The sequence below is a fragment of the Streptomyces sp. NBC_00572 genome (assembly GCF_026341815.1).
Taxonomy (GTDB): Bacteria; Actinomycetota; Actinomycetes; order Streptomycetales; family Streptomycetaceae; genus Streptomyces.
In genome coordinates this window covers 256,050-282,081 of record NZ_JAPENX010000002.1, presented here as the reverse complement: position 1 = coordinate 282,081, position 26,032 = coordinate 256,050, and the positions used below count along the sequence as shown (strand labels likewise).

22 protein-coding genes and 1 pseudogene are annotated in these 26,032 nt (G+C 70.0%); 12 read left to right on the top strand and 11 right to left on the bottom strand.

The genetic code is table 11. The annotated features are described in order from the left end of the window. Nucleotide 1: 1 nt before the first annotated feature. The 3 genes from OG514_RS33605 to OG514_RS33595 all read left to right on the top strand — a co-directional run bounded on the left by OG514_RS33605 (nt 2) and on the right by OG514_RS33595 (nt 4,283). A complete protein-coding gene (locus tag OG514_RS33605; protein WP_266901241.1) occupies nt 2-964 on the top strand; it encodes an ABC transporter substrate-binding protein in 963 nt (320 codons plus the stop codon). Nucleotides 965-1,153: 189 nt separating this feature from the next. Further along, complete coding sequence (locus OG514_RS33600; RefSeq protein ID WP_266901240.1) at nt 1,154-3,046, top strand: glycoside hydrolase domain-containing protein; 1,893 nt, start codon at nt 1,154-1,156, stop codon at nt 3,044-3,046. Nucleotides 3,047-3,185: 139 nt separating this feature from the next. Then, nucleotides 3,186-4,283: a MerR family transcriptional regulator gene (locus OG514_RS33595; RefSeq protein WP_266902261.1), complete on the top strand. Its 1,098-nt coding sequence runs from the start codon at nt 3,186-3,188 to the stop codon at nt 4,281-4,283. A gap of 74 nt (nt 4,284-4,357) precedes the next feature. On the opposite strand, the gene OG514_RS33590 is transcribed toward OG514_RS33595, so the two are convergent. From OG514_RS33590 to OG514_RS33575, 4 genes are all read right to left on the bottom strand, one after another. After that, nucleotides 4,358-5,575, bottom strand: coding sequence for a serine hydrolase (locus OG514_RS33590; protein WP_266901239.1), 1,218 nt, complete (start codon nt 5,573-5,575; stop codon nt 4,358-4,360). 109 nt (nt 5,576-5,684) lie between these two features. Further along, the gene (locus tag OG514_RS33585; protein WP_266901238.1) at nt 5,685-6,350 is read right to left on the bottom strand and encodes a DUF4097 family beta strand repeat-containing protein; all 666 of its coding nucleotides are present in this window, start codon (nt 6,348-6,350) and stop codon (nt 5,685-5,687) included. Nucleotides 6,351-6,437: 87 nt separating this feature from the next. Then, on the bottom strand, nt 6,438-7,505 hold the full coding sequence (locus OG514_RS33580) for a GNAT family N-acetyltransferase (protein WP_266901237.1): 1,068 nt from the start codon (nt 7,503-7,505) through the stop codon (nt 6,438-6,440). 28 nt (nt 7,506-7,533) lie between these two features. Then, nucleotides 7,534-8,079, bottom strand: a complete 546-nt coding sequence (locus tag OG514_RS33575) for a carboxymuconolactone decarboxylase family protein (RefSeq protein WP_266901236.1) — start codon at nt 8,077-8,079, stop codon at nt 7,534-7,536. Between the two features lie 80 nt (nt 8,080-8,159). Here OG514_RS33575 and OG514_RS33570 point away from each other — a divergent pair, with 80 nt between their 5' ends. Further along, entirely contained in the window at nt 8,160-11,066 is a 2,907-nt protein-coding gene (locus OG514_RS33570; protein ID WP_266901235.1) for a BTAD domain-containing putative transcriptional regulator, read from the top strand. A gap of 391 nt (nt 11,067-11,457) precedes the next feature. Here the strand turns inward: OG514_RS33570 and OG514_RS33565 are convergent, their stop codons facing one another. After that, the gene (locus OG514_RS33565; RefSeq protein WP_266901234.1) at nt 11,458-13,041 is read right to left on the bottom strand and encodes a phosphodiester glycosidase family protein; all 1,584 of its coding nucleotides are present in this window, start codon (nt 13,039-13,041) and stop codon (nt 11,458-11,460) included. A gap of 507 nt (nt 13,042-13,548) precedes the next feature. Between OG514_RS33565 and OG514_RS33560 the strand changes: the two genes are divergently transcribed. The 3 genes from OG514_RS33560 (at nt 13,549) to OG514_RS33550 (ending at nt 15,924) form a co-directional block, all read left to right on the top strand. Continuing rightward, nucleotides 13,549-13,890, top strand: coding sequence for a DUF5713 family protein (locus tag OG514_RS33560; RefSeq protein ID WP_266901233.1), 342 nt, complete (start codon nt 13,549-13,551; stop codon nt 13,888-13,890). An 829-nt stretch (nt 13,891-14,719) separates the two neighbouring features. After that, nucleotides 14,720-14,956, top strand: coding sequence for a hypothetical protein (locus OG514_RS33555; RefSeq protein ID WP_266901232.1), 237 nt, complete (start codon nt 14,720-14,722; stop codon nt 14,954-14,956). Between the two features lie 233 nt (nt 14,957-15,189). Next, complete coding sequence (locus OG514_RS33550; RefSeq protein WP_266901231.1) at nt 15,190-15,924, top strand: SOS response-associated peptidase; 735 nt, start codon at nt 15,190-15,192, stop codon at nt 15,922-15,924. Nucleotides 15,925-16,184: 260 nt separating this feature from the next. Here the strand turns inward: OG514_RS33550 and OG514_RS33545 are convergent, their stop codons facing one another. Further along, complete coding sequence (locus OG514_RS33545) at nt 16,185-16,568, bottom strand: hypothetical protein (protein ID WP_266901230.1); 384 nt, start codon at nt 16,566-16,568, stop codon at nt 16,185-16,187. 915 nt (nt 16,569-17,483) lie between these two features. Here OG514_RS33545 and OG514_RS33540 point away from each other — a divergent pair. Then, nucleotides 17,484-17,921 (top strand): hypothetical protein, encoded by a 438-nt coding sequence (locus OG514_RS33540; RefSeq protein WP_266901229.1) that lies wholly within the window; start codon nt 17,484-17,486, stop codon nt 17,919-17,921. Nucleotides 17,922-18,187: 266 nt separating this feature from the next. Here OG514_RS33540 and OG514_RS33535 read toward each other — a convergent pair whose 3' ends face one another. The 3 genes from OG514_RS33535 to OG514_RS33525 all read right to left on the bottom strand — a co-directional run bounded on the left by OG514_RS33535 (nt 18,188) and on the right by OG514_RS33525 (nt 21,852). Next, nucleotides 18,188-18,793 (bottom strand): hypothetical protein, encoded by a 606-nt coding sequence (locus tag OG514_RS33535; protein ID WP_266901228.1) that lies wholly within the window; start codon nt 18,791-18,793, stop codon nt 18,188-18,190. Continuing rightward, entirely contained in the window at nt 18,790-20,484 is a 1,695-nt protein-coding gene (locus OG514_RS33530; protein ID WP_266901227.1) for a serine/threonine-protein kinase, read from the bottom strand. Before OG514_RS33530 ends, OG514_RS33535 begins: the two co-directional genes overlap by 4 nt. 252 nt (nt 20,485-20,736) lie before the next feature. Further along, on the bottom strand, nt 20,737-21,852 hold the full coding sequence (locus OG514_RS33525; RefSeq protein ID WP_266901226.1) for a serine hydrolase: 1,116 nt from the start codon (nt 21,850-21,852) through the stop codon (nt 20,737-20,739). A 435-nt stretch (nt 21,853-22,287) separates the two neighbouring features. Here OG514_RS33525 and OG514_RS33520 point away from each other — a divergent pair, with 435 nt between their 5' ends. Then, a complete protein-coding gene (locus tag OG514_RS33520; RefSeq protein WP_266901225.1) occupies nt 22,288-23,190 on the top strand; it encodes an AraC family transcriptional regulator in 903 nt (300 codons plus the stop codon). A gap of 128 nt (nt 23,191-23,318) precedes the next feature. Next, entirely contained in the window at nt 23,319-23,669 is a 351-nt protein-coding gene (locus tag OG514_RS33515) for a hypothetical protein (RefSeq protein WP_266902331.1), read from the top strand. Here the strand turns inward: OG514_RS33515 and OG514_RS33510 are convergent. Both OG514_RS33510 and OG514_RS33505 read right to left on the bottom strand, forming a co-directional pair. After that, nucleotides 23,664-24,212, bottom strand: a pseudogene (locus tag OG514_RS33510) (IS5 family transposase); the annotation flags it as partial. The gene OG514_RS33515 and the pseudogene OG514_RS33510 overlap by 6 nt on opposite strands. Nucleotides 24,213-24,532: 320 nt before the next feature. Then, nucleotides 24,533-25,039: a MarR family transcriptional regulator gene (locus OG514_RS33505; RefSeq protein ID WP_266901224.1), complete on the bottom strand. Its 507-nt coding sequence runs from the start codon at nt 25,037-25,039 to the stop codon at nt 24,533-24,535. 107 nt (nt 25,040-25,146) lie between these two features. Here OG514_RS33505 and OG514_RS33500 point away from each other — a divergent pair, with 107 nt between their 5' ends. After that, on the top strand, nt 25,147-25,503 hold the full coding sequence (locus OG514_RS33500) for an HGxxPAAW family protein (protein ID WP_266901223.1): 357 nt from the start codon (nt 25,147-25,149) through the stop codon (nt 25,501-25,503). Nucleotides 25,504-25,642: 139 nt separating this feature from the next. Then, on the top strand, nt 25,643-25,981 hold the full coding sequence (locus tag OG514_RS33495; protein WP_266901222.1) for a hypothetical protein: 339 nt from the start codon (nt 25,643-25,645) through the stop codon (nt 25,979-25,981). Nucleotides 25,982-26,032: the final 51 nt, after the last annotated feature.

The following is a 26,032-nucleotide window of genomic DNA, read 5'->3' as shown; positions in this document are numbered from 1 at the left end:
GATGGCTCGCACACGCATCGCCGCCCTCGTCACGGCCGCCGCCCTGGCGGTGGGCCTCACCGGCTGCGGCGCCGCCGACATGACCCGCCAGTCCTCCCCGTACGCCGACGCGAAGGGCTCCCGTACGGTGACACTCTCCGTACAGTCGTGGGTGGGCGCGCAGGCCAACGTCGCCGTCGCCCAGTACCTCCTGGAGCACGAGCTCGGCTACCGGGTGGACACGGTGCAGATCGACGAGGTACCCGCCTGGGACGCGCTCAGCCAGGGCCGGGTCGACGCCATCCTGGAGGACTGGGGCCACCCGGAGCAGGAGAAGCGGTACATCGACGACAAGGGCACGATCAGGCGAGGTGGCGATCTCGGGGTGACCGGCCACATCGGCTGGTACGTGCCGACGTACTTCGCCGAGCAGCACCCGGACGTCACCGACTGGAAGAACCTGAACAAGTACGCCGAAGAGTTCCGCACCGCGGAGAGCGGCGGCAAGGGCCAGCTCCTCGACGGCTCCCCGTCCTACGTGACGAACGACAAGGCGCTCGTGAACAGCCTGGATCTCGACTACCAGGTCGTGTTCGCCGGCTCGGAGGCGGCGCAGATCACCCAGATCAAGCAGTTCGCCAAGGAGAAGAAGCCGTTCCTGAGCTACTGGTACAAACCCCAGTGGCTGTTCGAGAAGGTCCCGATGACGGAGGTGAAGCTGCCCGCCTACAAGGAGGGCTGCGACGCGGACCCGGAGAAGGTGGCCTGCGCGTACCCGCACACGCCGCTGCAGAAGTTCCTCAACGCCCGCTTCGCGGACGGCGGAGGCGACGCGGCCGCCTTCCTGAAGAAGTTCAGGTGGACGACCGACATGCAGAACGACGTCGCCCTGATGATCGCGGACCAGAAGCTGTCACCGCAGGAGGCGGCGGGCCGCTGGGTGAAGGAGAACGAGGCCACCTGGCGGACGTGGCTCCCGTCCTGACGGTTGGAGCGGTGGACCGGACCTGATGGACATGCCGGTCCGCCGTGCTCGCCCGCACCCGCGAGCGCTCACAGGGCCTGCCTCTGGTGGCAGGAACGTGGCCACCGGGGCCATGCTGGTGGAAGGAGGCAGTACGTGCCCCGGCGTCACGGGCGTACGCGCCCTGGGGCGGCCGGGGAGAGGACCGCCATGCTCTACGCCGGAATGGACACGGGCACGTATCCGGGGAAGCCCGTGATGGAAGCGATCTGGGAACTCTCCAACATCTACTGGACGGGCATGTACCTCGATTCGCCGGCCCCGGCCGTCGGCGAGATCGCGGTCACGAAGCCGCGGAACGGCCACAACCGGATGGGCGGCGTCGGCGCCCATCCCGTGGGCGGCTGGATGAACGGATGGTTCGACCTGCGGCCGGTGTGGGGGCTCCTGCCGATCTACTGGGGACAGCAGGCCCCGACCAACGCGGACGGGCCGATCGACCTCCGGGTGCAGATCGCGGTGGCGAACGCCGAGGACGCCGCCGTGAAGGCGACGAGCGCGGGTCTCCCGCAGGGCTCGGTGATCTATCTGGACTGGGAGGCAGGCAGCCCGCCGGTGAAGGAGGGCCGGGAGTACTGCTCCGCCTGGTTCCACCGGCTCGCCGAACTCGGATACCGGCCCGGCGTCTACTGCCATCCTCCGTCCTCGTTCGCCTTCCGCGAGGAGTGCCCGGGCCTGTACGTGTGGAACGTCAACGTGCTTCCGGCGAGCGCCGGCGGCATCACGATCGTGGACGGCAAGGTGGAGCTCGCGACGCCGCCCATCGACAGCACCGACGGCGAGCCGCCGGACCGGGACGCGATCGCCCGGCAGTGGCGGATCAATGTCGAGCGGCCCGCCGGAGGCCCCATCGCCGGGTTCCCCGACATCGACACGGACGTCGCCGTCGTACGCAACCCCGCCTTCCCCGAGAGCGGGAACCAGCCCGTCGAAGTGCGCGGCGGGCCCGTCGTCGGCGCGCCCGGCACGACCGACCGGCTCGGGGCGTTCGCGGTGCGCCGGGGCAAGGCCGTCAGGGTGACGTGGTCGCCGGGCGCGGCCACGCTCGACGCCGATCTCGACGGATCGGTCTCGACGGCCTCCCTCAACCCGTTCGCGCCGATGTCGGCGCTGACCGACTGGCTCGCCGGGCTCGCCCTCTGGGACAACGGCGACGACCGCACCTGGCACGTCCACACCTTCCGGCACGCGGTTTCCGGGGCCTGGCAGGAGTTCAACGTGCCCGAGAGCGACACGGTGCTCATCGACCCGCTCGCGGGTGTCGTGATCGCCCGGCGCCAAGGAGGGGCACCCGAGGTGTTCGTCCACGACCGGCAGGCCGCCGACATCGCGGGCAGCCGCTGGGACGAGGCCACGCGGACCTGGACCGACCCCGACCACCTCCGCGCCCCGGCCGGGCCCGTCGCGCCCTTCGTGCTCCGTACGAACGGCCTCGCCGCGCTGAGCCGCAAGACCGGCCTCCTGGACCTGTTCTGGGTGAGCAGCGACTCCGTGCCGCGTACGTCCTTCTCCCTCGGGCCGGGGAACTGGAGCGACTCCTTCGCCATCGGGGACCTTCTCGTCCGCGCTCACCCGATGACGAACCTCGCGCCGTGCAGTCCCGGCCCCGACCTCATCGAGGTCCCGTTCATCGGGCGCCGCGACGGCGATCCGAAGCTCCGGCTCTACAGCACCCCGTGGACCGCGGCCTCGCTCTGGGGCACCACGCGCGAGATCGGCGGCGGGGCCGTGCCGTTGGAGCCCTCCTCCCGGATCGCCGCGACGAGCCGCTCGCCCGAGTTCCTCGACGTGTTCGTCATCGGCCGCGACGGCATGCTCTACAACACGTTCCTGACGACGGCGACGGGCGTCTGGACCGCGCTCCGGCGGATCGGCGGGACGCCGCGGAAGCTCGCCCACATCGTCACCGCGTGCTGCCAGGGCGCCGGGGACGTCGAGGTCCTCGCCGTGGCACGCGACGGCTCGGTGTGGGCGACCCACTGGGACTCCGCCCTGCTCGACTACGTGCCGATGGAACGGCTCACCCTGCTCGATCTCGTCTGACCGACCGCCAAATCCGGTGCTCGTCCGCCGGAACAGCCCCCCCATTGCCGCGCGTTCGCTTCCGGCCGCCGCGACTGAGGCTCTTGACCCTCACGTGACGTCAGGCCGCATAGTCGGTGCCGTGGAAGATCACTGGACCGTGGGACACGTGGCCGAGCTCGCCGGCGTGAGCGTCCGCACGTTGCACCACTACGACGAGATCAGGCTCGTACGGCCGTCGGCGCGGACCGAGGCCGGGTACCGGGCCTATTCCGCGGGCGACGTCGAGCGGCTGCGGGAGGTGCTGGCATATCGGCGGTTGGGCTTCGGACTGCGGGAGGTGGCGGAACTGGTCGACGACCCGTCCACGGACACGGTCGCGCACCTGCGCCGACTGCGCGGCCTGGTGCTGGAGCGGCGTGATCGCGCCGACGCCATGGTGGCGGCCATCGACAGGGAACTTGAGGCACGAGCGAAGGGACTGAAGGTGACACCGGAGGAACAACTGGAGGTGCTCGGTGCACGGCTGTACGACGCGATCGGCGGCGCCTACACCGCGACACGGCGTACCGAGCCGCAGATCGCCGCGCAGATCTGGGGCGCCCTCGGGGACGCGCGGACGGTCCTGAACGTCGGGGCCGGCACCGGCTCCTACGAGCCCCTCGACCGCGACGTGACCGCGGTGGAGCCATCGGCGGTCATGCGGGCGCAACGGCCAGCCGGCTCGGCGCCGTGCGTGGCCGCCGCCGCGGAGAGCCTGCCGTTCGCGGATCAGTCCTTCGACGTGGCGATGGCGGTCTCCACCGTTCACCACTGGGGGGACCCGCTGGCGGGGCTGCGCGGGATGCGGCGCGTGGGCCGCCGCGTGGTGGTGCTCACGTTCGACACCGACGAGCCCGGATGGCAGGACCGGTTCTGGCTCACCCGCGACTACCTGCCCGAGTTCGCCGCCGTCCTCGCGGAATTTCCCTCGCTCGCCGGGATGGCCGAAGCGATCGGCGCCCGCGCTGAGCCGGTGCCCATCCCGTGGGACTGCGCCGATGGCCTGTTCGAGGCGTACTGGCGTCGGCCGGAGGCGTATCTGGAGGACCACGTGCGCCGTGCGATGTCGGTGTGGACGAAAGTCGGGCCCGAGGCCGAGCAGCGGGCGGTGCGAAGCCTCGGCGAGGACCTCGAATCCGGCCGGTGGGCCGAGCGCAACAGCGACCTCGCCGACCTCGACGCGGCAGATCTCGGCCTCCGCCTGCTCATCGCCTGAAGGGCCGGGAATGCGCCGCTCCGCCCCGGCACTGCGGGGCGGTTCGGGCACCGTCGGTAGTTCTGCGGGGGGGGTTACTCCTCGATCGCCTGGTAGAGGGTCGTCCAGAAGTCGTGCATGAGGTGGATCGAGTGGGGGGCGGAGGTGCCGACCTGGGTGAGGAGGACGCCGACGACGTTGTTGACGGGGTCGGCGTACGTGGAGGTGCCGGCGCCGCCGTCCCAGCCGAACTGGCCGACGGGCGCGTAGTCGCCGCGGTAGGTCCGTACCGCCATCCCGAAGCCCCAGCCTCCGTGCTGCCCCTGACCGTAGGAGATGTGGACGTTGTTGGTGGCCAGCTCGGTGCGGGCGGCGTTCTGCACGGGGGCCAGGCGGTTGGTGGTCATCAGCTCCACCGCCTGCCGGGACAGGATCCGCTCGCCGCCGTGCCTGCCGCCGTTCAGCAGCATCCTGAAGTAGGCGTGGTAGTCGTCCGCGGTGGAGACCAGACCGCCCCCGCCGCCCTGGAACGCCGGAGGACTGTTCCACCGGCCGCCCTTGGACTCGTCCCACACATGGAACTCGCCGGACGCCGGGTCGGGCGCGTAGAGGACCGGCATGCGGTCGGCCTTCTCGTCCGGGACGTGGAAGCCGGTGTCCTTCATCCCCAGCGGGCCGAGGACGCGCTCGCGCAGCACTTCGTCGAAGGACTGGCCGGTCACCCGGGAGACCAGCACACCGGCCAGGTCGCTGGCGATGTGGTACTGCCAGTGGTCGCCGGGCTGGTGCATCAGCGGCAGCGCGCCGAGGCGGCGCAGCCACTCGTCCTGATCGGGCATCGGAGTGGGCAGGTTGGGCGTCAGCCCCTGTGCGAAGACCTCGTTCATGATCGGCGTCCCGATCGAGGTCAAGTCCATCCCGAGGCCGAAGGTGGAGGTCAGTACGTCCCGGACGGTGACCGGGCGGCGCGCCGGGACCGTCTCGTCGATGGGGCCGTCGAACGCCTTCAGCACCTGACGGTCGGCCAGTTCCGGCAGCCACCGGTCGACGGGGTCGTCCAGCCGCAGCCGGCACTCGTCCAGGAGCACCATCGCCGCCGATATCGAGAGCGGCTTGGAGGCGGAGGCCATCCGGAAGATGGTGTCCCGGCGCATCGGGGCGCCTCCGTCGTGCCGCATCGTGCCGTGCGTCTCGACGTGCGTCTCGTCGCCCTTGCTGAACAGCGCGACGACGCCGGGGATCTTGCCGGACTCCACGTGCCGGGCCAGCACGTCGCGGATCTTGCGCTGACCTGCTGCGGTGAAGTGGGACATGGTGGGGTGCTCCCTGGTCGGGTGGAAGTGACGGGGTGGAACGGTCGGGGCGGAGGTTTCACTCGGGAACCGTCGGGCCGCGCGAGGAGGCGGTGACGGACGCAGAGGGTCAGAGGCTGCGGGCGGCGATGTCACCGTTGCCACTGGTTGCCCTGATGTCCAGCACGGGGGAGCCGTCGTTCTTCAGGGCGTTGCTGACGCGGCCGTGGCGGGCGTCGGCGTCCAGAGTGGCGGAGCTGCCGGGGGCGGCGGCGATCGAGATGTCACCGTGCTGAGTACGGAGCACCACCGTGCCGCGGGTCGCCTCGCCGACGGTGATGCCGCCCCGCGCGGTGGAGATCTCCGCGGACCCGCCCAGGCGGCCGACGTGGACGTCGCCGTCGACGGCGGTGAGGCGCAGGCCCTCCACGTCGGCGATCTCGATGCGGCGGTGGGCGCCGTGGACGCTGACGTCGCCGAGCCGGCCCTCGGTACGCACCTCGGCGGCGGCGGAGGTGGCCTCGACGCCAGAGCCGCTGGGCAGGTGAACCGTCACCTCGACGGATCCGAGGCCGCTCAGCACCTGGTTCTTCGCCTCCGGCGCGATGACGCGCAGCACGCCGTCGCCGTACGCGACCGTGGTCTGTTCGGCGGCCTTCACATCGCGTCCCTTGGCGGCGTCCGCGGGACGCACCTGGACGGTGGTCTCGGCGCGGTCGGAGGCGAGGAGGCTGATGCGGCCGGCGGGTATCTCCAGAACGGTGGTGATCGGGTCGGGGGTCTCGAACTTCTGCAACGGACGTTCTCCTTGTGGAGCGGTGAGGATGTGGAGTGGCGAGGGAGTGGAGCGGTGACGACGGGGAGGAGGCAGGCAGGGGAGTGGTCAGTTGGCGGGCAGGTCGAGCTGGTACTCGTGGGTGCTGCGGTGGAAGCGGAAGCCCAGCCGGCGGTTCACGGCGAGCATGTGGGTGTTCTCCTGTGCGTTGTCGGTCTCGATCTCCTCGATTCCGGGGTGCTCGGCGCGGAGCCTGCGCACCATCTCGGCCTTGACCCACAGTCCGAGCCCGTGACCGCGGTGGGCGGGCACCACGACGGTGTCGTACTGCAGGGCCCGGAGGGTCTCCCCGGCCCGGATGACGATCTCGGTGTATCCGGCCATCTCGCCCTTGCGGAGCACGGCAGTCGTCAGCAGCAGATCACCGCGGTCGGCCAGCACCTCGGCCATGGCGCGGACCCGGTCGGCGGTCCAGGTCATGCTGCCGTAGTCCATGTCGCCCATGGGCATGTCGTTCATCGAGTTCTTGGCCGCGGCGAACGCCTCGGCCAGGTCGTCGGGAACCGTGCCGGTCCAGCCGGCCAGCTCGTAGCCGGGGTGCTCGGTGTCGGCCTCGGCGGTGTCGGCGTCGGCGACGTCGAGCAGCAGGTGGTCAAGTGCCAGTACACGCCGGAAGCCGTGCGCGGTGCAGAAGGCGCCGCTCGGTCCGTCACCGGGTGCGGCGGCCACCAGGCTGCGACGCTGCTCGGCCTGTGCGGCCTTCACGGCTGCGGCCAGCAGCTGCGAGCCCACACCGGAGCGCCGCTGGTCCGGGGTGACGTGCAGTTCCAGCTCGGCGAGGTGGCTCTGACCGGGCGAGGTGAACAGCCGGAGCCCGGCCACACCGACGACCGAGCCGTCGGCCGCGGTGGCCAGCCACCGCAGCCGGCGGTCGTGCCGCCCCGTGACGGTGAGTTGGGCATGGATCTGCTCGAACGTGGGCTGGGGCTCCTGGGGCAGATCGACGGCGAGCGAGGCCGCCACGACAGCGTGCCAGGCGGTGGCGTCTTCGGTGGAGATCTGAGGGAGGGCGACGGCGGTGATGATGGGGGACTCCTGGGTGGAAATGGCTCTGATTCCTGTTCTTGGGAGGGCTGGGTGGATCCGGTTCGGGTGATCCGGCCCCGACTGTGTCATCGCGTACGTTTCACGTCATCGCGATTTCTCAGTCGGTGTGGCGTACGAGCGGCCAGTCGATGTCGATCCGCGCCGCGGTGGCCAGGTAGTTGGTGAAAACGCTGAGCGCCACATGGGCGATGACCTCGACGACGTGCCCGTCGGAGAGGCCGGCCTGCCGGGCCGCGGCAAGCTGTGCGTCGGAGACGACTCCGTGGTCCCGGACCACCGCGGCGGCCAGGTCCAGGACGGCGGCGGCCCAGGGCTCGTCGGCCTCGCCCCGCCGCGCACGGGTCGCCTCGGCCGTGGTCAGTCCCACCACTCTGGTCCCGCGGAACGCGTGCACGGACAGGCAGTAGTCGGATCGGTTCTCCTGCGCCACCAGCAACGCGATGCGCTCGCGCACATCCGCCGACAAGGTCCCCTGCGTGCCCAGGGCCGTGACGACGTCCACGTACCCCTTCAGTACGGTCGGGTTGTTGGCCATCACCTTGGCCAGGTTGGGGACGACCCCCAGGGCCCGGTGCGTGGCGGTGAACAGACCCGCGGTTTCACCGGTCGCCGTCTCCGGATCGATCGTGTGGAGTGCTTGCATGACGGGAACCCTGCCAGTCGATCTTGATACATTCCCGATGCTTCTTCTATGCACGCGCTGGCGACCCCCGGAGTGACGGAATGCGGTTCACGATCCTCGGCCCGGTGGAGGCCCTGGCTCCCGGTCCCGAGTCACCCGGGCTGGCACCCCGCCATCGCGCGGTACTCGCCTACCTGCTGCTGCACGCCGGGGTCGCCATCAGCACGGACCGCCTGATCGAAGCGATGTGGGGGCCGCTGCCGCCGGACTCCGCCCGCGCGCAGATCCAGACCACGATCGCCGCCATCCGACGGATGCTCCGCGCTTCGGAAGCCGACCGGATGCTGGCCACTCGGCCGGCCGGGTACGTGATCACTCCCGAGCCGGGACAACTCGATCTGGACGACTTCACCGCCCTGATCGTCAAGGCGCCGGACACCCCCGACGACCCACGGGGCACCGTGGACCAGATACGTCGCGCGTTGGCCCTGTGGCGGGGAGAGCCGCTGGCCGACATCACCGCCCACTATGTCCAGGGCGCCAGAGCACGCCTGAACGGGCAGCGGCTCACCGCCGTCGAGCGCCTCGCCGACCTTGAACTGTCCCTGGGCCGCCACGACGAGCTCATCGACGAACTCACCGCCCACGCGGCGGCCCACCCCCTGCGGGAGCGGCTCTGCTGCCAGCTGATGCTCGCCCTGCACCGCGCGGGACGCCAACCCGACGCGCTGCACGTGGCCAGGACCTTCCGGTCAACCATCGCCGAGGAGCAGGGACTTGACCCCGGCCACGCCTTCAGCAAGCTCGAACAGGACATCCTCCGGGACGCACCCGACCTCCGGGCACCGGCCACCGCGCCCACGAAGCCGCAGGGGATCAACTTCCTGCCGTACGACGTCCCGGACTTCACCGGACGCGAGGACGAGCTCGACGGGCTGACCCGCCAGTGGGAGAACAATAGCGGCGGAGTCGTGACGATCTCGGCGATCGACGGGATGGCCGGCGTCGGCAAGACGACGCTCGCGGTCCATGCGGCGCACCGCCTCGCGGACCAGTTCCCCGACGGGCAGCTCTTCGTGGACCTGCAGGCCCACACCGCCGGGCAGACGCCGCTCGACCCCGGTGCCGCGCTCGAAATCCTCCTGGGCCAACTCGGCGTGCCCGCACAGCACATCCCGGCGTCGGTCACCGACCGCTCCGCGCTGTGGCGATCCGAGCTCTCCGGCCGTCGGGTGCTGGCCGTGCTGGACAACGCCCTCGGCACCGACCAGATACGCCCGTTGCTGCCGGGTGCCTCCCGCGCCCTCCTCCTCGTCACGAGCCGCCGACGGCTGACCGACCTGGACGGAGCACACGCCCTGTCCGTGGACGTGCTGCCCGCCGCGGACGCCGTGGAGCTGTTCACGGCGATCGTGGGCGAACGAGCGGAGGCCGAGCCCCTGGCCGTCCTCGACGTCCTGCAACTGTGCGGCTTTCTGCCGCTGGCCGTCCGCATCGCCGCCGCCCGCCTGCGCCATCGCCCCCGCTGGACCGTCGTCTACCTGGCGGACCGGCTCCGCGACCAGCGCCGCAGACTGGCCGAGCTGGCCACCTCGGAGAGGGGAGTCGCGGCAGCGTTCACGCTGTCCTACGAACAGCTGACGCCCGATCAGCAGCGAATGTTCCGGCTTCTGGGACTGCAGCCGGGCCGCGACATCAGCCCGGAAGCGGCCGCCGCGCTGGCCGGGCTCCCGCCCGAGGAGGCCGAGATGCTCCTCGAAGACCTCCTCGACGCCCACGTCCTGATCCAGTACCAGCCAGGCCGGTACACCCTCCACGATCTGCTGCGCGAGCACGCCCTGGCCACCGCGGCCGCCCAGGAACCCCCCAACGCCCAGCACGAGGCCCTCGGCCGGCTCCTCCACCACTATCTCCACACCGCGAGCGCGGCCATCGACCACCTGTACCCCGAGGGCAAGAACCGCAGACCACGCATCCCCGCACCGGACACCCCGACCTGGCCCCCGCGGAACGAGGCCGAGGCGATCACCTGGCTGGACACCGAACGCGTGAACCTCATGGCGGCCGGCCAGTACGCCGCCGACCACGACCGGGGCCCGCACACCAGCCAACTGGCCGCCACCCTGCACCGCTACCTGCTGGGCCACGCCCACCAGGCCGACGCCATGACCCTCCACGGCCTGGCCCTGCAGGCCAGCCGCCGAAGCGGCGACACGACCGCCGAGGCGCGCACCCTCATCGACCTCGGAGAGGTCCATTTCTGGTGGCACGGCGCGTACGAGGAAGCGGCCGAGCACTACCGGCACGCCCTGGACCTCGCGCGCGAGAGCGGCGACAAAGTCGCCGCGGCCCGCGCACTGCAGAACCTCGCCGACGTCTCCAGGCGACGGCGGGAGTACGACCGGGCCCACGACCACTGCGTGGAGTCCCTGGCACTCTTCCGCGAACTCGGCGACCGTGCCGGCGAAGCCCGCTGCCTGACCGGCCTCGGCATCGACCACGAGCGCCAAGAGCGATACGAGGACGCCCACGACCACCACCGCCAGGCCCTCCGCGTATACCGCGAATCCGGATCCCGCATCGGCGAAACCATCGTCCTGAACAACATCGGACTGCTGTACCAACGGCAGGGCCACTACGACCAGGCCCGGCGCCACCACCACGAGGCCCTGGAGCTGAGCCGCAACCACGACTTCCCCGGCGACGAGGCGGAATCCCTCAACGCCCTTGCGGAAGCCGCCCGTTCCATGGGCGACCTCCCCCTGGCCGCGACCGAACACGACACCGCGCTGACCCTCGCCCGCGAATGCAGCTACCGCCCCGAACAGGCCCGAGCCCACAAGGGCCTGGCACACGTCCACCGCGACCTCGGCCGACCGGACCTCGCCCACGACCACGCCCGACAGGCCCTCGACCTCTACACCGCCCTCGCCGTCCCCGAGGCCGAAGAGCTCCGCACCTTCATCACCGAACTGGCACCGACCGCGGACGACCCCGAAGCACCGTAGACCCCCGACCACCCGCCAGCCCCCCCAACCAGATGGAGGTGTCGGCGGCTCCGACCCTCACCGCCATTCGCCGAACGCGACGACGGGGACGGTGGCCTCGAAGGGGTCGGCGGGTTTGTCGAACCGGGGGCGACCGCCACCGGTTGCGCTTGAGGCGGCTGATCCATGCCTTCCCGGCTCTCACCCGCCCCGGATTCGGTCGATCAATCGCCGTCGCCCCAGCGATGGTCTGACGCGCACTGGCACTGGCAGCAACGGCTCCGGGCAGAACGCTGTTGGCGTAGGCGTACCCGGGAAACGGGCCACGCCCACGCCGACCCCGGCAGGTGGCTGATGGCGGCACGCCCCGTAGCGGGAGGATGCCGCCTGCCTACTTGCCGGTCGCCGCCTGCTACTTTTTCACGACGACAACGGCATTGCCGACCTTGCGTTCAGTGGAGCCGCTCGCGGTCCAGCTGTCCATGGGGCGGTTGTAAAGGCTGTCGTTCGCCACGAGGGTGGTGTCGCCGCCGATGCCCAGGCTGAGTGCGTCCGTGGCGCCGAGCCACCTCATGACGTCGGCGGCCTCGTGGGCGGTGACGCCGACGCTGGTGCCGGGGGAACGCCCGTCGACGGTGACCAGGAGGAGTTCGCCGGTGGCGGTGACCCCTGCGAGGGTGCGGGGGTGGCGCTCGGTGATGGCGCTGGTCGGGGTGCCGTACACGGCGTCGTGCATGCCGTTGGCAACCGTGTTGACCAGGACCTCGCCGTTGCGAACCAGGGCGGGGCCGCCGCCTGCGACCGCGGAGAGGGTCGGGCTGGTCACCGACTTGCCCTGGGAGTCGGTGATGGTGGTGCCGGGCTTGAAGGCCTGACCGACGACGGCGTGGGCACGGAGCCAGTCCGCCCCGGTGCCGATGCCCTGCATGATCCTGCTGCCCGCGGGGATGGGGCCCCCGGCCGGACGTATCTCCTTGACGGTCCAGTTGCCGTCCATGACGACATCGACGCTGTTGCCGACCTCGGGTCGCGGCGGCGGGGTCGTCGTCCCCCACTCGGGCCGGAAGATCACGACTTCGTTGTCGTCGACGCACATGACGCCCCGCCACGGCTTGCCCTCGGGGTTGGCCCCCTTGCCGTCGAGGCGGTGGTCGTCACCGATTCCGCCGCAGCCGCGGATCCGGCCGGGCACGCGGTTGACGCCGTCGACCTGGCGGACCTGGCCGTCGGGCGCGGTCACCTGCGTCCTGGAGGTGATCTCGTCGACGCGGACCCGGCCTCCAGCGCCCTCCAGGAGCAGGGCGGTGCGGCCGTTGTTGGCCTCGCTGAGGAGGTTGTTGCCCTGTACGTACAGCCCCTCAGGATCGCCGTCGTAGCCGGAGAACTCCTTGTTGGACGGCGAATCGATGTCGAACTCGGATCCGTTGACCGCGACCAGGCCGCCGGCCGCCTCGGCCATGTCGCGGACCGTCTGCGTCGTGCTGACGGCCTGTCCGTGTACGGCCTTGAAGGCGACGTCGGCGGTGGCATCCACCCTGACGACCTGTACCTGCCACGGCCCGGTGGTGGCGGAGCCGTCCTGGGCCGTATAGATGGTGCGGGCGCCGTACCCGGAGGTTTCCAGCCACCCCTTCATCTGGTTCGCCAGAGCCTGCTCGGCGGGGGCGAACTGCCCGACACGAACCGCGTGCCCGGACAACGGGCTGCCGCTCCCCGTCAGGACGGGCAACTCCCTGGAGTCGACACGGCCCGCGAACCCGTGGGCGGCCAGGTCCTTGACCAAGGCGTCGGCGTACGTCTTGTTGCCGACCCGCCAGCTCTTGCCGTTCGGGTACGGGATCTCCAACTCGACCGACCACAGGTCGGACGCCTGGCCCTGGGTGAACTTCTGGTAGGTGACCCCGGGCGCCAACGTCTCGGCCGGTTCCGCGACAGCCTGCAGGTCTGCGGGGCCGAGCGGCATGTGCTCTGCTGTCCCGCTGGATTCCTCTGCCACAGCTGATGCACCGGGTGGCAGCACGGCCAGTGAAGTCAGTGCGATGGCAGCCGCGAGGCCGCGACGAAGTCTGGGCAAGACAATCCTCCAGATATACGAACATGCGAAATGGTTCTGCAGGCGGCCCGACACCGAAATGCCTCCGACCCCGCCCTGACGGAGGCTTGGCCCGGCTGACGGCCCGACTGACGGCCCGGGTGGGGCACGGGGCCTGGCCGGGGGCGGGACGCCTTGGTGAAGCTCTCGGAACGGGCCAGGTCAGAGTACGAGGTCAGAACAGAAGTGCGCGACTGAGTAGGCGAGATGCCGCTCTGGACCACCATCCGCAGGGACTCACGGAGGGTGTTGTCAGTGGCGTGTGGTGGGATGGCGGGACTCTGCCGTTGATCTACTGGGAGACCATCGTCGTGCTTCTACCGAGGCCGCGGTGGAGGTCCTGTGGTTCATCGACGGCGGCGAAGACGAACAGATGGATCCGGGCGACGCGGTCAAAATCCTGGAGGGCACATGCCGATCACAAACCAGCAGATAGCAGGGCACACATTTCTGCGGCAGATGTACGAGGACTCATACTTCCCCGATCACATCGTCGACCGGGGCGCAGCGATCCTGCTGCGGCTGTGCGAGCGAATAGAGGCCGATCAGCCGTCGGATCTGAAGGCCCTGTACGCGCTCACCCACGCCGCGACGGAGGAATTCAACCTTCTGGACGCGGAGTTCGACGCAGCCGGGAGCGAGATCGAGACGACTGCGCGTGAGTGGATCGGCGAGGAGTTCTGGTGTGTCGCGTCGGCATACGGGTTCGCGGACGCGGATGGAGAGGAACTGATCGCCGGCCGGGACTGGTGAGCGGGGACCGGCAGGTGGTCAGGCGAGGCGCGACGATGAAGGTCATCGTCGCCGGCAGGGGCACTGAGGCTCGTGCTGTCGGCTAGGCATCAGCCATCTCCAACGTCGAGATCACCCACGTGGACACCGGCAGGTGCATCGGCGGCTACTCGGAGACCGGCGCGGGCTCCAACGGCGGCGGGTATTCAGTGAACCGAACGCACGGCTTCAACCGCCTGGTCAGCGGGGCCTGCCAAGGCGCGAACCAGCCCATCGGCTCGCTTTCGTCAGAGCGGCACATCCTCGCCTTCGACATGCAGAAGGGCGTGTCGTGGAAGTGCGCCGGTCACGGACCGGCGCCCAACCCCCTTCCCCCCGTAGCGGTGGAGCTCTACGGCAACATCCCGGGGCCGCGCCTGTCACACCGCGGTCTGTCTCGGACGACACGTACTCGGTACGGACGATCACCCGATGGCCGCTCATGCTCCGTCCGGCCTTTGATGCCTACGGCTGAACACGCTCGACGAGGTGCGCGACGAGGCCGTCCGTTTCCTGGGCGTCGAGCGCGCGCGGCTCAGGATCCTTGAGGACCTTGCCGTTGTCGACGACGAGGACGAGGACGAGGAATAGGACAACCCTGGCCCGGGAGGGCCGTGATCGGCTTTCGCCTGAGCGCAGACGTCGAGCCAGAGCCGGAACTCACCGACATAGCCAGTCTGGTGTCGGCCACTCCCCTCCCGCGGCGTGGTGCTGTGCTGGTGCTCCCGCCAAGCGACTGCATCCTTTGGCCTACTGTCTTTTCGGCCCTGCGGAGGAGGATCCTGCGACGCCGCCGCGACAGGATTGATCCGTGCGAACAACCATCGGATACACCGTCGAAAGCATCGGCTACGTCGTAGGAGCCCAGGGGCTGGTCAGCTTCGCTTCGCAGACCTTCTTCGGCACGGAGTGGGGCTGGATGCACAGAGTCGTCGACCTTACGGCCACCGCCTACCTCGGCATCGTCGTCGTGGGGCTGGCGCTCGTCGTCGGCGGCGTGAAGACGCGGCAGACGCGGCAGACGCCCGAGCGTCAGAAGGTCGCCTGACCGGCGGGCCTTTTGGCCCGTTGGCCCGCGGCCCCCGTTTCTCTGTCGTTGTGGTCGAAGCGCGCAGGCCGCCCACCGCGTGACGTGCGCTGACAGCGGGCGCTCGACCGGGCCGCCGATGCCCCCGCTCGCAGCCTGGGCCGTGCCAGCAGGCAACCGCACCGCATCACAGAAGTTGAGCCAGAGCCCGTTCTCATGAGGAACGCCGGCGGGTGTCGTGGCACAGTTGCTGCATGTGTGGCCGATACACCTCGACCCGTGGTCCTGAGGACCTGAACCGGCTCTTCCAGATCACCGTCTGGCGTCCCGAGGAGACGCTGGCGCCGAGCTGGAACGTCGCACCGACGGACAAGGTCTATGCCGTCCTCGAACGTGCCGGTCGCGACGGCGGAGACGAGGTGCGCCGCGAGCTGCGGGCGCTGCGGTGGGGCCTGGTGCCGTCGTGGGCGAAGGACCCGAAGGTCGGTGCGCGGATGATCAACGCGCGGGTGGAGACCGTACACGAGAAGCCCGCCTACCGGCGTGCGTTCGCCAGGCGCCGCTGTCTGCTGCCTGCCGACGGCTTCTACGAATGGGACCCGGTCAAGGACGAGGCGACGGGCAAGACCCGCAAGCAGCCCTACTTCATCCACCCCGACGACGGTCAGGTCATGGCCATGGCAGGCCTGTACGAGTACTGGCGCGACCCCGACGTCACCAGCGACGACGACCCGGATGCCTGGCTGACGACCTGCACGATCATCACCACCGAGGCCACCGACCAGGCCGGGCGCGTGCACCCCCGCATGCCACTCGCCCTCACCCCGGACCACTACGACGCCTGGCTCGACCCCCACCACCACGACACCGAAGACCTCCGCGCCCTCCTCACCAGGCCCGCGGAAGGCCGACTCAACGCCCGGCCCGTCTCCACTGCCGTCAACAACGTCCGCAACAACGGAGCCCACCTGCTCGACGCGCCCACCTGATCCGTCCTACCCGCGTCAGGTCGAGAGTCGGGTCGAGGACAGCGGCCACCTCGGTGGGTGCTGGGTGCCACATGGCAAGCCCCCACACCCGGCCACTCACCCGCGCCGAGGCCGTTGCCACCCCCGGCCTCGGCCGGTGGTCGGGGTGCGCGTTGTGCAGACCTGACACCGAACACGGATACGAATCCTGGAGAATGTCCGGGCGCGCGGAGGCGGTGCCGGGCCGCATCGAGGCCGTGTCCAGAGATGGCTTCGCCAGCTCAGCCGAGCACCGGCTGGCTGTGCCGGGCAAGGACCCGGCAGGGTTCCGTAACCGCGACGGTGTCCACCATGCGGCTCAGCTTGTTCCGGGCACGCGTTGCGCAGACTCGCGGCACTCGGATCTCGGCGACAGCATGTTCCGTGCCCGTGACCACGTACGACAGTGCCAACACGGGTGTGCTGCTGAGAGTCGCGGCAATCCGGCCCAGCGCCCCAGGGGTGTCCCTGAGCGACACGATCATGGTGCAGGCGTCAGGGTGGGAAGCCTCGTCCTCATTCGGCATTGCAGTGGTCGGCTGAGGAGGCCGCTGTGCCTGGAGTGGCGCGGTCTGCGATCCGTTGCGCAGCGTCGTGCCGAACATTCGAAGGCTGCCGTCTGTCATGAGAGTGTTCCTGTCCAGGTCTGCCAGGCCGGGTGGGCCGTTGCGTCAGGGGTGCTGAGGAGAAACAAAAAGACCCCTCGCGGAACGCGAGAGGTCTGCGTGCGGGCGGTGGGGCCGCCTGGGAGGGATCGCCCCCAGGTCACCTCGGTGCCGGCACGCGGGCGCTAATAATGAGACGCCGCTGCATGCCGGGATCATCACACGGTGGGGCTACAGCGAAGAAGCCCGTCTCACTTACCGGACAGTCGGCCAGGCGGCAGACTTACCGGCCGAACGAGCCCGCGGCGGCAATGCGGTTGCTCGAAGCCAGGTACACGTTCGTGGCCACCGGACCTTGGCAGACGAAGGCTGGGCGCTGGACGCATGCCCATGCCGTGCTGCGCCGACCGGTCCCTGATCCGCGGCTCTGGGTCCGATCGACCTCGGACCGCACCAACATCGCCCGCGGAACGATGCCCGCATACGCCTTCGCCCCCTCGGACGTCTTACTGGACCAAGGCGACGGTGCTGCATCGACCTCTACGCGGACCTCGCCTGCCCGCTCGCCGTGTCCGACGACGAGGTGGGCGCCCTCTGGTCGTTGGAGGCGTACTGACGACGCGACGAATCCGGGCCCCTCACACCGCTGACCGGCTACCGGACGCTGGGCACAGTCCGACTGCTCGGCGCCGAACGGCCGGCGACCCGGGCGCGGAACCGCAAGGTCCGCAGCACTGACCACCTTCCTGGGAGGTCCCTCCAGGCCCTTGCGTGCCAGTGCACGAGACAGACAGACGGTGCTACCACCCGCACCACCGATATCAACTGCCGCACGACCCCGGCACGCTGTCACCTCGTATGTCCGAACAATCGGGTCGCCGGATCACCTTGTGTGCGGCAGGATCAGCCGGATCCGTGCCGAAGGGAACGAGACCAATGATCACCGCCACTCAGGGAGTGACACTCACATCGCAGTGCGCGAGCTGTGGCGGCGAGTTGGTTCGCGACGTAGGGCAGTTCATCGAGCGTGGTCGGCTCTGGTGGGGCGTTGAAGGGCAATGCCGAGCCTGCCCGAACGCATGGTGCGAGATGGATACGGGCCCGGCCCCCGAGGAGATCAGGCAGGCCCTGCTGACCAGACACGGGGCCGTGTGGCTACGCCTTGCGAACGAGGCAGCCAGCCTCGTTCCCGTGCTGCAGGCCCTGCGCGAAACGCACCACCTCTCGCTCGGTGAAGCACGGTTGACGGCCGCCGAACTCAGGGCCGTCGGCATGGTCGGCACGTCCGTGGAAATCGAGTACCTGGCTGAACGGCTACGCAACCGGTCCGTCGCTGTGATCACGAGGGAGGCGGAGGGCTCTGCGGCGGTGTAAAGGCGCGCAGCGCCTCCAGGCACGCTTCGGACGGCGCGAGTCCGCGACGCTCGTACGGACACCCCACGCGGAGACAGCGGAAGCCGCCAGGGCGGCGGGGTCGGGACGCTCGCCAACCGGTCGTGTTCCGGATGAAGCCGGTGCTCCTGGCGCGCCGCATGCCCCGCGCTTGCTCGTTCGCCCGGTCCGGTGGACGCCGCAACGCTCCTCTCACCGTCGCGCCCGCCTCAGTGGCGGTCCCCGGTGTTCACGTACCGCTATGCCGATCAACCGCAGTGGTACGTGAAGGTCACGGCCGACGAGTGGGGGCTGGGGGAGGTGATCACGAGCCGCGCCACGGCTTGGTGCGTACCGGACCCGCGGAAGGTCCACAGGAGGTGGAGCCTCGCTTCCTTCTGTCCGCGAGTCAGCTTTTCGGTCAGGGCCCCGGACCGGGTTCCGTCGCTGCGTTCCCAGCGGTACGTGAGGGTGCCCGGTCGCCCGTCCGTGCGCACCACGCCCACCACGTCCGCCGTGCTGTCGCAGTCGAGCCTGTGCCCTGGTGTGCTGACGGTGACGTCCCGCACCGCGACGGTGGGCCCGTACTGCCGCCAGGCGAGGAAGACCAGGACGGCGACCAGCACGACGGCGGCGAACGCGTAGCGCCACGGCCATCGGGAGCGGGCGGGCCGTGGCGCGGGGACTCCGGGAAGTGTGCCGTGCCAGATCTGGACCACTGTGGGACTGTTCTCGGCACGCCGGACGGCTGCCGCGGTCACGCCCGGCCCGAACCGCAGCACTTCGCCTTCCACCCGGTCGGGCGTTGCTTCCGGCGTCGGACGCTCGAACCAGTGGCTGCCGAGCTCGGTGGCGCTGTAGTCGTCGTCGTTCATGAGATCGTGCACCGCCGGATGAAGATCTGCTGCAGGGAACCGCCGTTCGAGGCGGCGGGGTACGTGGTCGCGCGCAGCCCCCAGTAGCATCCGGCGCCCCGGACGTCGTGGGCGAGCGTGAGGGTGTAGCTGGTGGCTCCCTCACGCCGGTAGGTCTCGGAGCCGTCGGGCGTGCCCGGCGCTCCTTTCTCGTCGCCGGTGAACCACTCGACGTAGATCGTGACCGGTCCCGTTCCGTCCGTCGTGACCTCGACGGTCCCCGACGCGGCGGTCGGCCCCGTCTGGCGCAGGCTCGTGACGGAGACCGCGGTCACGGTGACAGGAGGGGGAGCGGGAGTCGTGGTCGGGGTCGGGGTGGGCGGGGTTGCGGTGGAAGGTGAAGTGGGAGTGGACGTGGGCGCGGTGGGCGATGCCGAGCCGGAGGAGGTCGGGGGAGGGGCCACGGTCGCCGTCGCTGTCGTCGTCTCGTCCGTGGGAGACCCGGCGGGGGTGGCGCTCGGCCCGGTGTTCCCGGAGGAGGAGGGCGCCGGAGTCGTTGTTGTCGGAGGAAGTTCCGGGCCCGGGGACGACAGCGATGGCGGTGACGTGCCGGGCTCGGGCGGTGACGTGCCCGGCCCGGTGCTCGTCGTCGCGAATGCCTGGGCGGCCTCGTCGCCGTCCGCCGCCTCGACGCCGGCCCGCGCGGCGAGGGCGAGCAGCAGCGCCAGGAGCAGCGCGGCGGCACCCGCCGGCACCCCGCGAGGGAATCGCCACCTGGAGCGCGGCGGCGGGGCCGGCATGGTGGTGGTGGCGAGGGCGGTCGTACTTTCGGACGCACCGCCGCCCGAGGAGGGGAAGAGCAGGGGCAGGAGCGCGGCCAACGCTGCCAGTCGTCCCCGGCCGCGCTCCTCCCAGTCCGATCCGTAGGCGGCCGTGGCGACCGATTCCAGCTCGGTCACGAACGCGGCCGCGTTCTCGGGCCGCTCGTGGGGGGACTTGGCCAGGCCCCGCCGGATGAGCGGACGCAGCGGCTCCGGCGCCTCACCGTCGGGAACGGGAGTGTCCAGGTGCTGCAGAGCGAGCTCAGCGAAGTTGTCGCCAGAAAAGGGCTTACGGCCCGTCAGACATTCGAAGAAGGTCGCGGTCGCCGCGTAGACGTCGGCCGCCGGTGAAGCGGGAGCGCCGTTCCACTGCTCGGGCGCCATGTAGGCGGGCGTTCCGGCGACACCGGGTGTGGCGCCCCGGCCGGCCGCGATTCCGAAGTCGACGAGCTTGGAGGACCCGTCGGTGGCGACCAGAACGTTCTCGGGCTTGTAGTCGCGGTGCACGACGCCCGCCCGGTGAGCGGCGGCGAGGCCCAGCAGCGAGCCCTTGAGTACGACGAGGGCGGCCTCGGGACCCGTCGACCCCTCCCGCGCGATGAGGGCACGCAAAGCTACGCCGTCGACGAGCTCCATCACGATGGCCGCGCCTCGCGGCGCCTCGACGTACTCGTAGAACCCGACGACATACGGGCTGTCCAGGGCCCCGAGGAGCCGGGCTTCGGACCGGAACCCCCGCACGAACGCCTCGTCCGAACGGAACCGCTCACTCAGGTACTTCACGGCGACCGGCAAGCCGGTCACCTCGTGCCTGGCAAGCACCACGCGCCCACTGCCACCCGCACCCAGCTCCCGGGCCTCGACATACCCCGGGATCACCCATGCGCCCATGCCCGTCCCCCTCGACGCCGTGGCCGACCATTCCCCTCACATGGACAGATTCTGGCCACGGCCGGTTCCCCGCGGAAGAGGGCAGGCAGACGCACTGCGGACCGTGACAGTTCCGGAACGCGCCCCGAGCGAAGAGGAATCGGCCGACCACGCACCGGGCCGACCGGCCACCGGCGGGACCAGCGGGAAGAGAGAGTGGGAGGGGGAAGGGAGCGGGCAGCCTGGGCAGGCCCAGACTGCCCGTCGCCGCCGTCAGTGCAGTCCGCCGTAGGCGGCCATCACGATCTCCATGCCGCGGTTGTCGTCCCGCTGGTCGCGATCGACCATCTGGTTCATGACATAGGCCACCGTCATGCGTGAGCCGGGATCGCTCACCACCAGCGAACCGCCCCAGCCGCCCCAGCCGAAGGTGTTGCCGAACCTACCGAAGCCCACCGCCCAGGACATGGGGGTCCGCAGGACGCGATCGTCGCCGCAGAACACCTCCTGCCACGCGGGCTCGCAACCCTGGGGGGACAGCAGTCGCACGCCGCCGACCGAGCCCCGGTTTGCCAGTACCGACTGGACACGGGCGACAGACCGGGCGTTCCCGAAGCCGTTCACCGCAGGGATCTGCGCTCGACGCCAGGCCACGGAGTTGGTGTCCTTGACCTGGATCACGGCACCGGTGTGCTCCCGGCGTGCACCGTCCGGTCCGAGCGGCGCGCTGGCGGCGTACTCGTCAGTCAGTGACAGCGGCGGGATCAGCGGCGCGACGCGGTGGTCATGCTCGGCGGAGAGCCCGATGTGGAAGTCCGCGCCCAGCGGCCCGGCCACCTCCTCGGCGAAGAACTCGCCGAGGCTGCGACCGGTGATGCGGCGGACGATCTCACCGACGAGGAACCCGAAGGTGAGCGCGTGATAGCCGGCGGCCGTTCCGGGCTCCCATTCGGGTGCCTGCGCGGCCAGATCCGCCGTCACGCTCTCCCAGTCGTAGAGCTCCTCGACCGCTGTCAGCCGGGACAGGTCAGGCAGCCCTGCGGTGTGCGACAGCACGTGCCGCACCAGCACGTTCTCCTTGCCTGCCGCGGCGAACTCGGGCCAATAGGCGGCGACCGGCGCCGACAGATCGAGCCGGCCCCGGTCGGCCAGGATCAGCGCACACAGGGCGGTCATGTTCTTGGTCGTCGAGTTCACGCCGGTGAGGGTGTCGCGCTCCCAGCTGACGGAACGGTCCGCATCGGCGTACCCGCCCCAGATGTCGACCACCGGCTCGCCGTCGACGTAGACGGCCGCCGAGGCGCCCACGTCGTCCTTGCCGAGCGACGCTGCAAGTGCCTCACGCACTGCGTCAAACCGAGGCTCACAGAATCCCTTGATATCGCTCATGGGTATAAGCCTCAGGTAACGCCGGGGCGTCCTGCCCAACAATTCCCGCACTGCTTTTGTCGGGCTGGGCGCGATCAAGTCTTCTCTGCCCCGGCAAGGCGGCCGGACGCCCGCGCGGTCGGCCCGTCGTTCGACCGCTACTGATTCCCCCGGCCGGTTGACGGCCCTGTCGGCTGTCCCGAAGACCAGCCGTGGTGGTAGCTGTTCCCACGGAGAACAGCCATCGGGATCACTCGTCGAGCATGTGCGCCACGACAGCCCGGCCGGTGTCCGAGAGCGCAGCACGGATGACCGCCAGGGCGCCGCGCGCGGTCAGCTACTCCGGCTGAGGCTGGGGCTGGGGTGCCGGCCGCTACCGTTGCCGCAGCGGCTGGTCGTCACGGCGGATGGGCGTTCCTGCAGTGGAGGCGGCCCAAGAAGGAAGGAACGTTACGCGTGCTGGAACGGCTGAATCAGGCACTGGACCACCTGGAGGCCTGCCTCGACCGGGAGATCGACCGGGAGATCGACATGGCCGAGGTGGCCCGGATCGCAGCGGTGTCGGAGTACCACTTCCGGCGGCTGTTCTCCGCGCTCGCCGGAATGCCGCTCCCGGTCTACGTGCGGCGGCGGCGGATGACGCTAGCCGGGGCCGAGGTGCTGGCCGGGGAGCTGACGCTGCTCGATGTCGCGGTGCGATACGGGTACGGCTCGGGCGAGGCGTTCGCCCGAGCATTCCGGTCGGTGCACGGCATCGGGCCGGGCGAGGCCCGGCGCACGGGTGCGGTGCTCACGGCGCAGCCGCGCATGTCCTTCCGTGTCGTCGTCGAAGGGAGTACGACCATGCGGTACCGGATCGTGGAGAAGGAGCCGTTTCGGGTCGTCGGCAGGAAGGCCCGGGTCCCCCTCGTGCACGAGGGGGTCAACGCGGCCGCCGAGGCGCACCTGGAGAGCCTGGACAAGCAGGCGATCGTACGGATGAAGGAGCTGGCCGACCGGGAGCCTGAGGGGGTCCTGTCGGCGGTGGTGCACCTGACCGACAGCCGGGAGGAGGGCGCAGAGGTGGACTACTGGATCGGCGTGGCGACCGGTCTTGGGACGGCCGCCGAGGAGCTCGACACCCTGGACGCCCTCGACGTGCCGGCCGGGATATGGGCGGTCTTCGACAACCACGGGCCCTATCCGGGCGCCCTCCAGGAGCTGTGGCGGGACGTGTTCACGCATTGGTTCCCCTCGAACCCGTACGTGAGCCGGCCAGGTCCGGAGCTCCTGCGGACGGAGCCGGTGGAGATCGGCACGGAGACCGACTCCCAGCTGTGGATTCCGGTCGAACGGGGCAGCGGGAGCGCCGGGGGCTGAACACCGTCCGAAGACCTGGAAGACCTTCAGCGATGGAGACTTCGCTGAGGACCGTCCGGTTGCGGGGGATCACCTGGGACTGTCCGGCCGATCAAGGTCGGCCGAGGGGGTTCTGCAAGGATGCTGTGGTGCAGCACATGCCGGATGACCCATCGCTCCTGCCCGCCCCGTGGTGGGTGCTCGATGACGGCATGCACGACTTCGAGATCGAACTGCATCGTGAGCTTCCCCTTGGTCACCCACTGCACGGAGTGAAGGCCAGCGCCGTGGCGCGATGCGGAGGATGTGACGACGTCCTGTTCAGTGTTGCGGACCGATCGTTCCTCTGGGCTGTGGTTCACCTGACATGGACAGGCCGCGAGGAACGTGCGCCGTGGCCGATGACAACGCCGCTTGCGAGCTTGGCCGAGCTCCTCACCGACTGGGCCGACTACGGCTGCAACGACGAGGAGATATCGCCTCCGGAACCACGTTCGTAGCCAGACTTCGAGGGCTGCCGCTGCCGTGGTGCCGAGGAAGACGAAGCCGCGTTCGTCGTAGCGAGTGGCGACCGACTCGTGGCAAGGTCCGTTGCTGTACGGCTTGTCAGCCGCGACACTGTCCGGCCTCTTGCGAGGCCTGCCCGGCCCGTCCTGGTGTTCTGCCTGCTCTGCCCCCTGTGCAGCCGGTGTCGGCGGCAGGTCGGTCCGGGCGCCGGCCGCGTGCCGGTGCGCACGGACGCTGGTGGAGTCGACCGAGATGTCCCAGTCGATCTCACCGGCCGCGTCCGCCGCGGCCTGGACCCGCTGGAGCAGACGCTCCCACGTTCCGTCTGCGGACCACAGCCGGTGGCGTTCGTGGACCGTCTACCACGGGCCGAACCGTTCGGGCAGGTCACGCCACTGCGCCCCGGTTCGAACCCGGTGCAGACTCCCTTCGATCAGGTGCCTGTGGTCCTGCCATGGGTCGCAGCGCCTCTTGCCATTGGACAGGAACGGCTGCAGCCGTTCCCACTCGGCATCCGTCAGATCGCCCCGTCCCATGCCCACATCAACGAATCCCGCGCGGGACCAGTCACATGATCGGCCGGACAGGTCCTGGCTGTCTTTGAGGGCTGCTGGGCCGCGGGCGCGGCCTGTAAAGGGCGGCCTGCACGGTTGGTGTGCAGGCTGGTTCCTTTCAGGGCCTGCGAGGGGTGATGAAGCCGGCGGTGTGTCGAGTCGCCGAGCGTCCCGCCTTGGCTGACCTGGGTCGTCTGCTGCCGCGGCGCTGTGGGGAAGGTCGTCGTTGTGTCGCCGGCAACAACGCTCCACTGAGCCGCCGAGGGGAAGCCGATGGTGGGCTGTGGGAGTCGACGGGGCGTTCAGCGGTCAGACGGAGACCAACCGGAGACATCCTGGCGGATCTCGTCCAAGGAGTCCTGGAGCAGGGCTTTGGCGCGGGTGAACCAGTCCGCCAGTACGGCGATCTCGTCCGGGCTGTAGTCGGCGAAGAGCATGCCCAGACGCTCGTAGAAGGGGCCGTAAGCCTCAAGGATGCGCTCCAGCGCGGACTCTTCCATGATCACCCGAACCTTTCGGCGATCCTGGGGGTCCGCCTGGCGGCGGATGTACTCGGCCTTCTCGAGGCGGTTGAGGACGCCGGTCACCGCGCCGGTGGTCAGTCGGGCCCGCTCGGCGAGGTCGCCCGCCACGAGGGACTCGCCGGCCGTGGCGGCCTCGACGAGGAAACCGAGGCAGGTCAGATCCGTGACGTTGAGGCCGAGCAGCCGCGCGATGTCCTGCTGTCCGAATTGTGCGGTCGCGATCATTCGGTCCATCGCGTAGAGCGCGTGTTCGGCCGTCGCCGGCGGACGTACCTTGCCCTGCACCACATATCCCCTTAGCCTCTAAGTAAATTATCTTGCGAGATAAGATATTCCTGAGCGGGTAGGCCCCGGCCAGCCGCTCCAGCATCCCATTTCCTGAGGAGACGACCGTGAGCGCGCACGGAGACCACGACCTGGGCCACACGGTCGCCGGCTGGACAGGTACCGGCATAGCCACTGCTGGTTGTACGGCGATGGGCGTGGCGTTCGCCGCCCGTTCGACCGGGGGACTGGTGCTGGGTGGAACCGTCGTGGTTCTCGCCGCGCTTGCCACCTGGTTCCTTCACCTGGCGGGGTGGGGCAAGGCCACGGGGCCGCGGCCGGCCGATCAACATCCGTGGCGCGTCCGCGACACACGGGCACGACAGGGCCATCCCGACTGCCTCGGCTGCCGGTTGGCAGGACGGAACCCTGTTGCCGCGCCTGCTGTCTCGATCGAGCCCGCACCCCTGGAACAGCCGGCGTAGCTCTGGATCCCTCCCGACGGGCCCTTACCGGGCGCAGTGCCAGCGCCACGACCTCGATCGTCTTGGCGGGCCGCCTCGTCGGGCGGTCCTCGTGCCCGAGGTTGGGCAGTTCGCCCCGCCCGCGCGGGTTGGGTTCCAGGTGCACTTCGTCGAGCGCGAGCCCGACATGATGGCCATCGGCGGCCGGCTCCTCGCGGACATCGGTCCGGACGCCGACGTCATGGTGATCGACGTGGCGGTGATGGACGGAGACTGGAGTCGGGAGGTCAGGACCGCCGTCGTCGAGCGCGTCCTCGCCGCGATGGCCGACGCCTGCGGCCTGCCGCAGCCGTCGCCGACCTGGTGGGTCAACTTCCGTGTCATCGACGAGGGCAGCTGGGGCTCCAGCGGCGGCGTGCTGTCCGTCCTCTCGCTTCTCGACAGCGGCGTGTTCACCGAGGAGAAGGTCAAGGCGATCCGCGCCGCGCTCGGCGCGTGACCTCGGCCCCGCGCGTCCACCTCTCGTCAGGTTGGGTGGACGCGCGGGCTT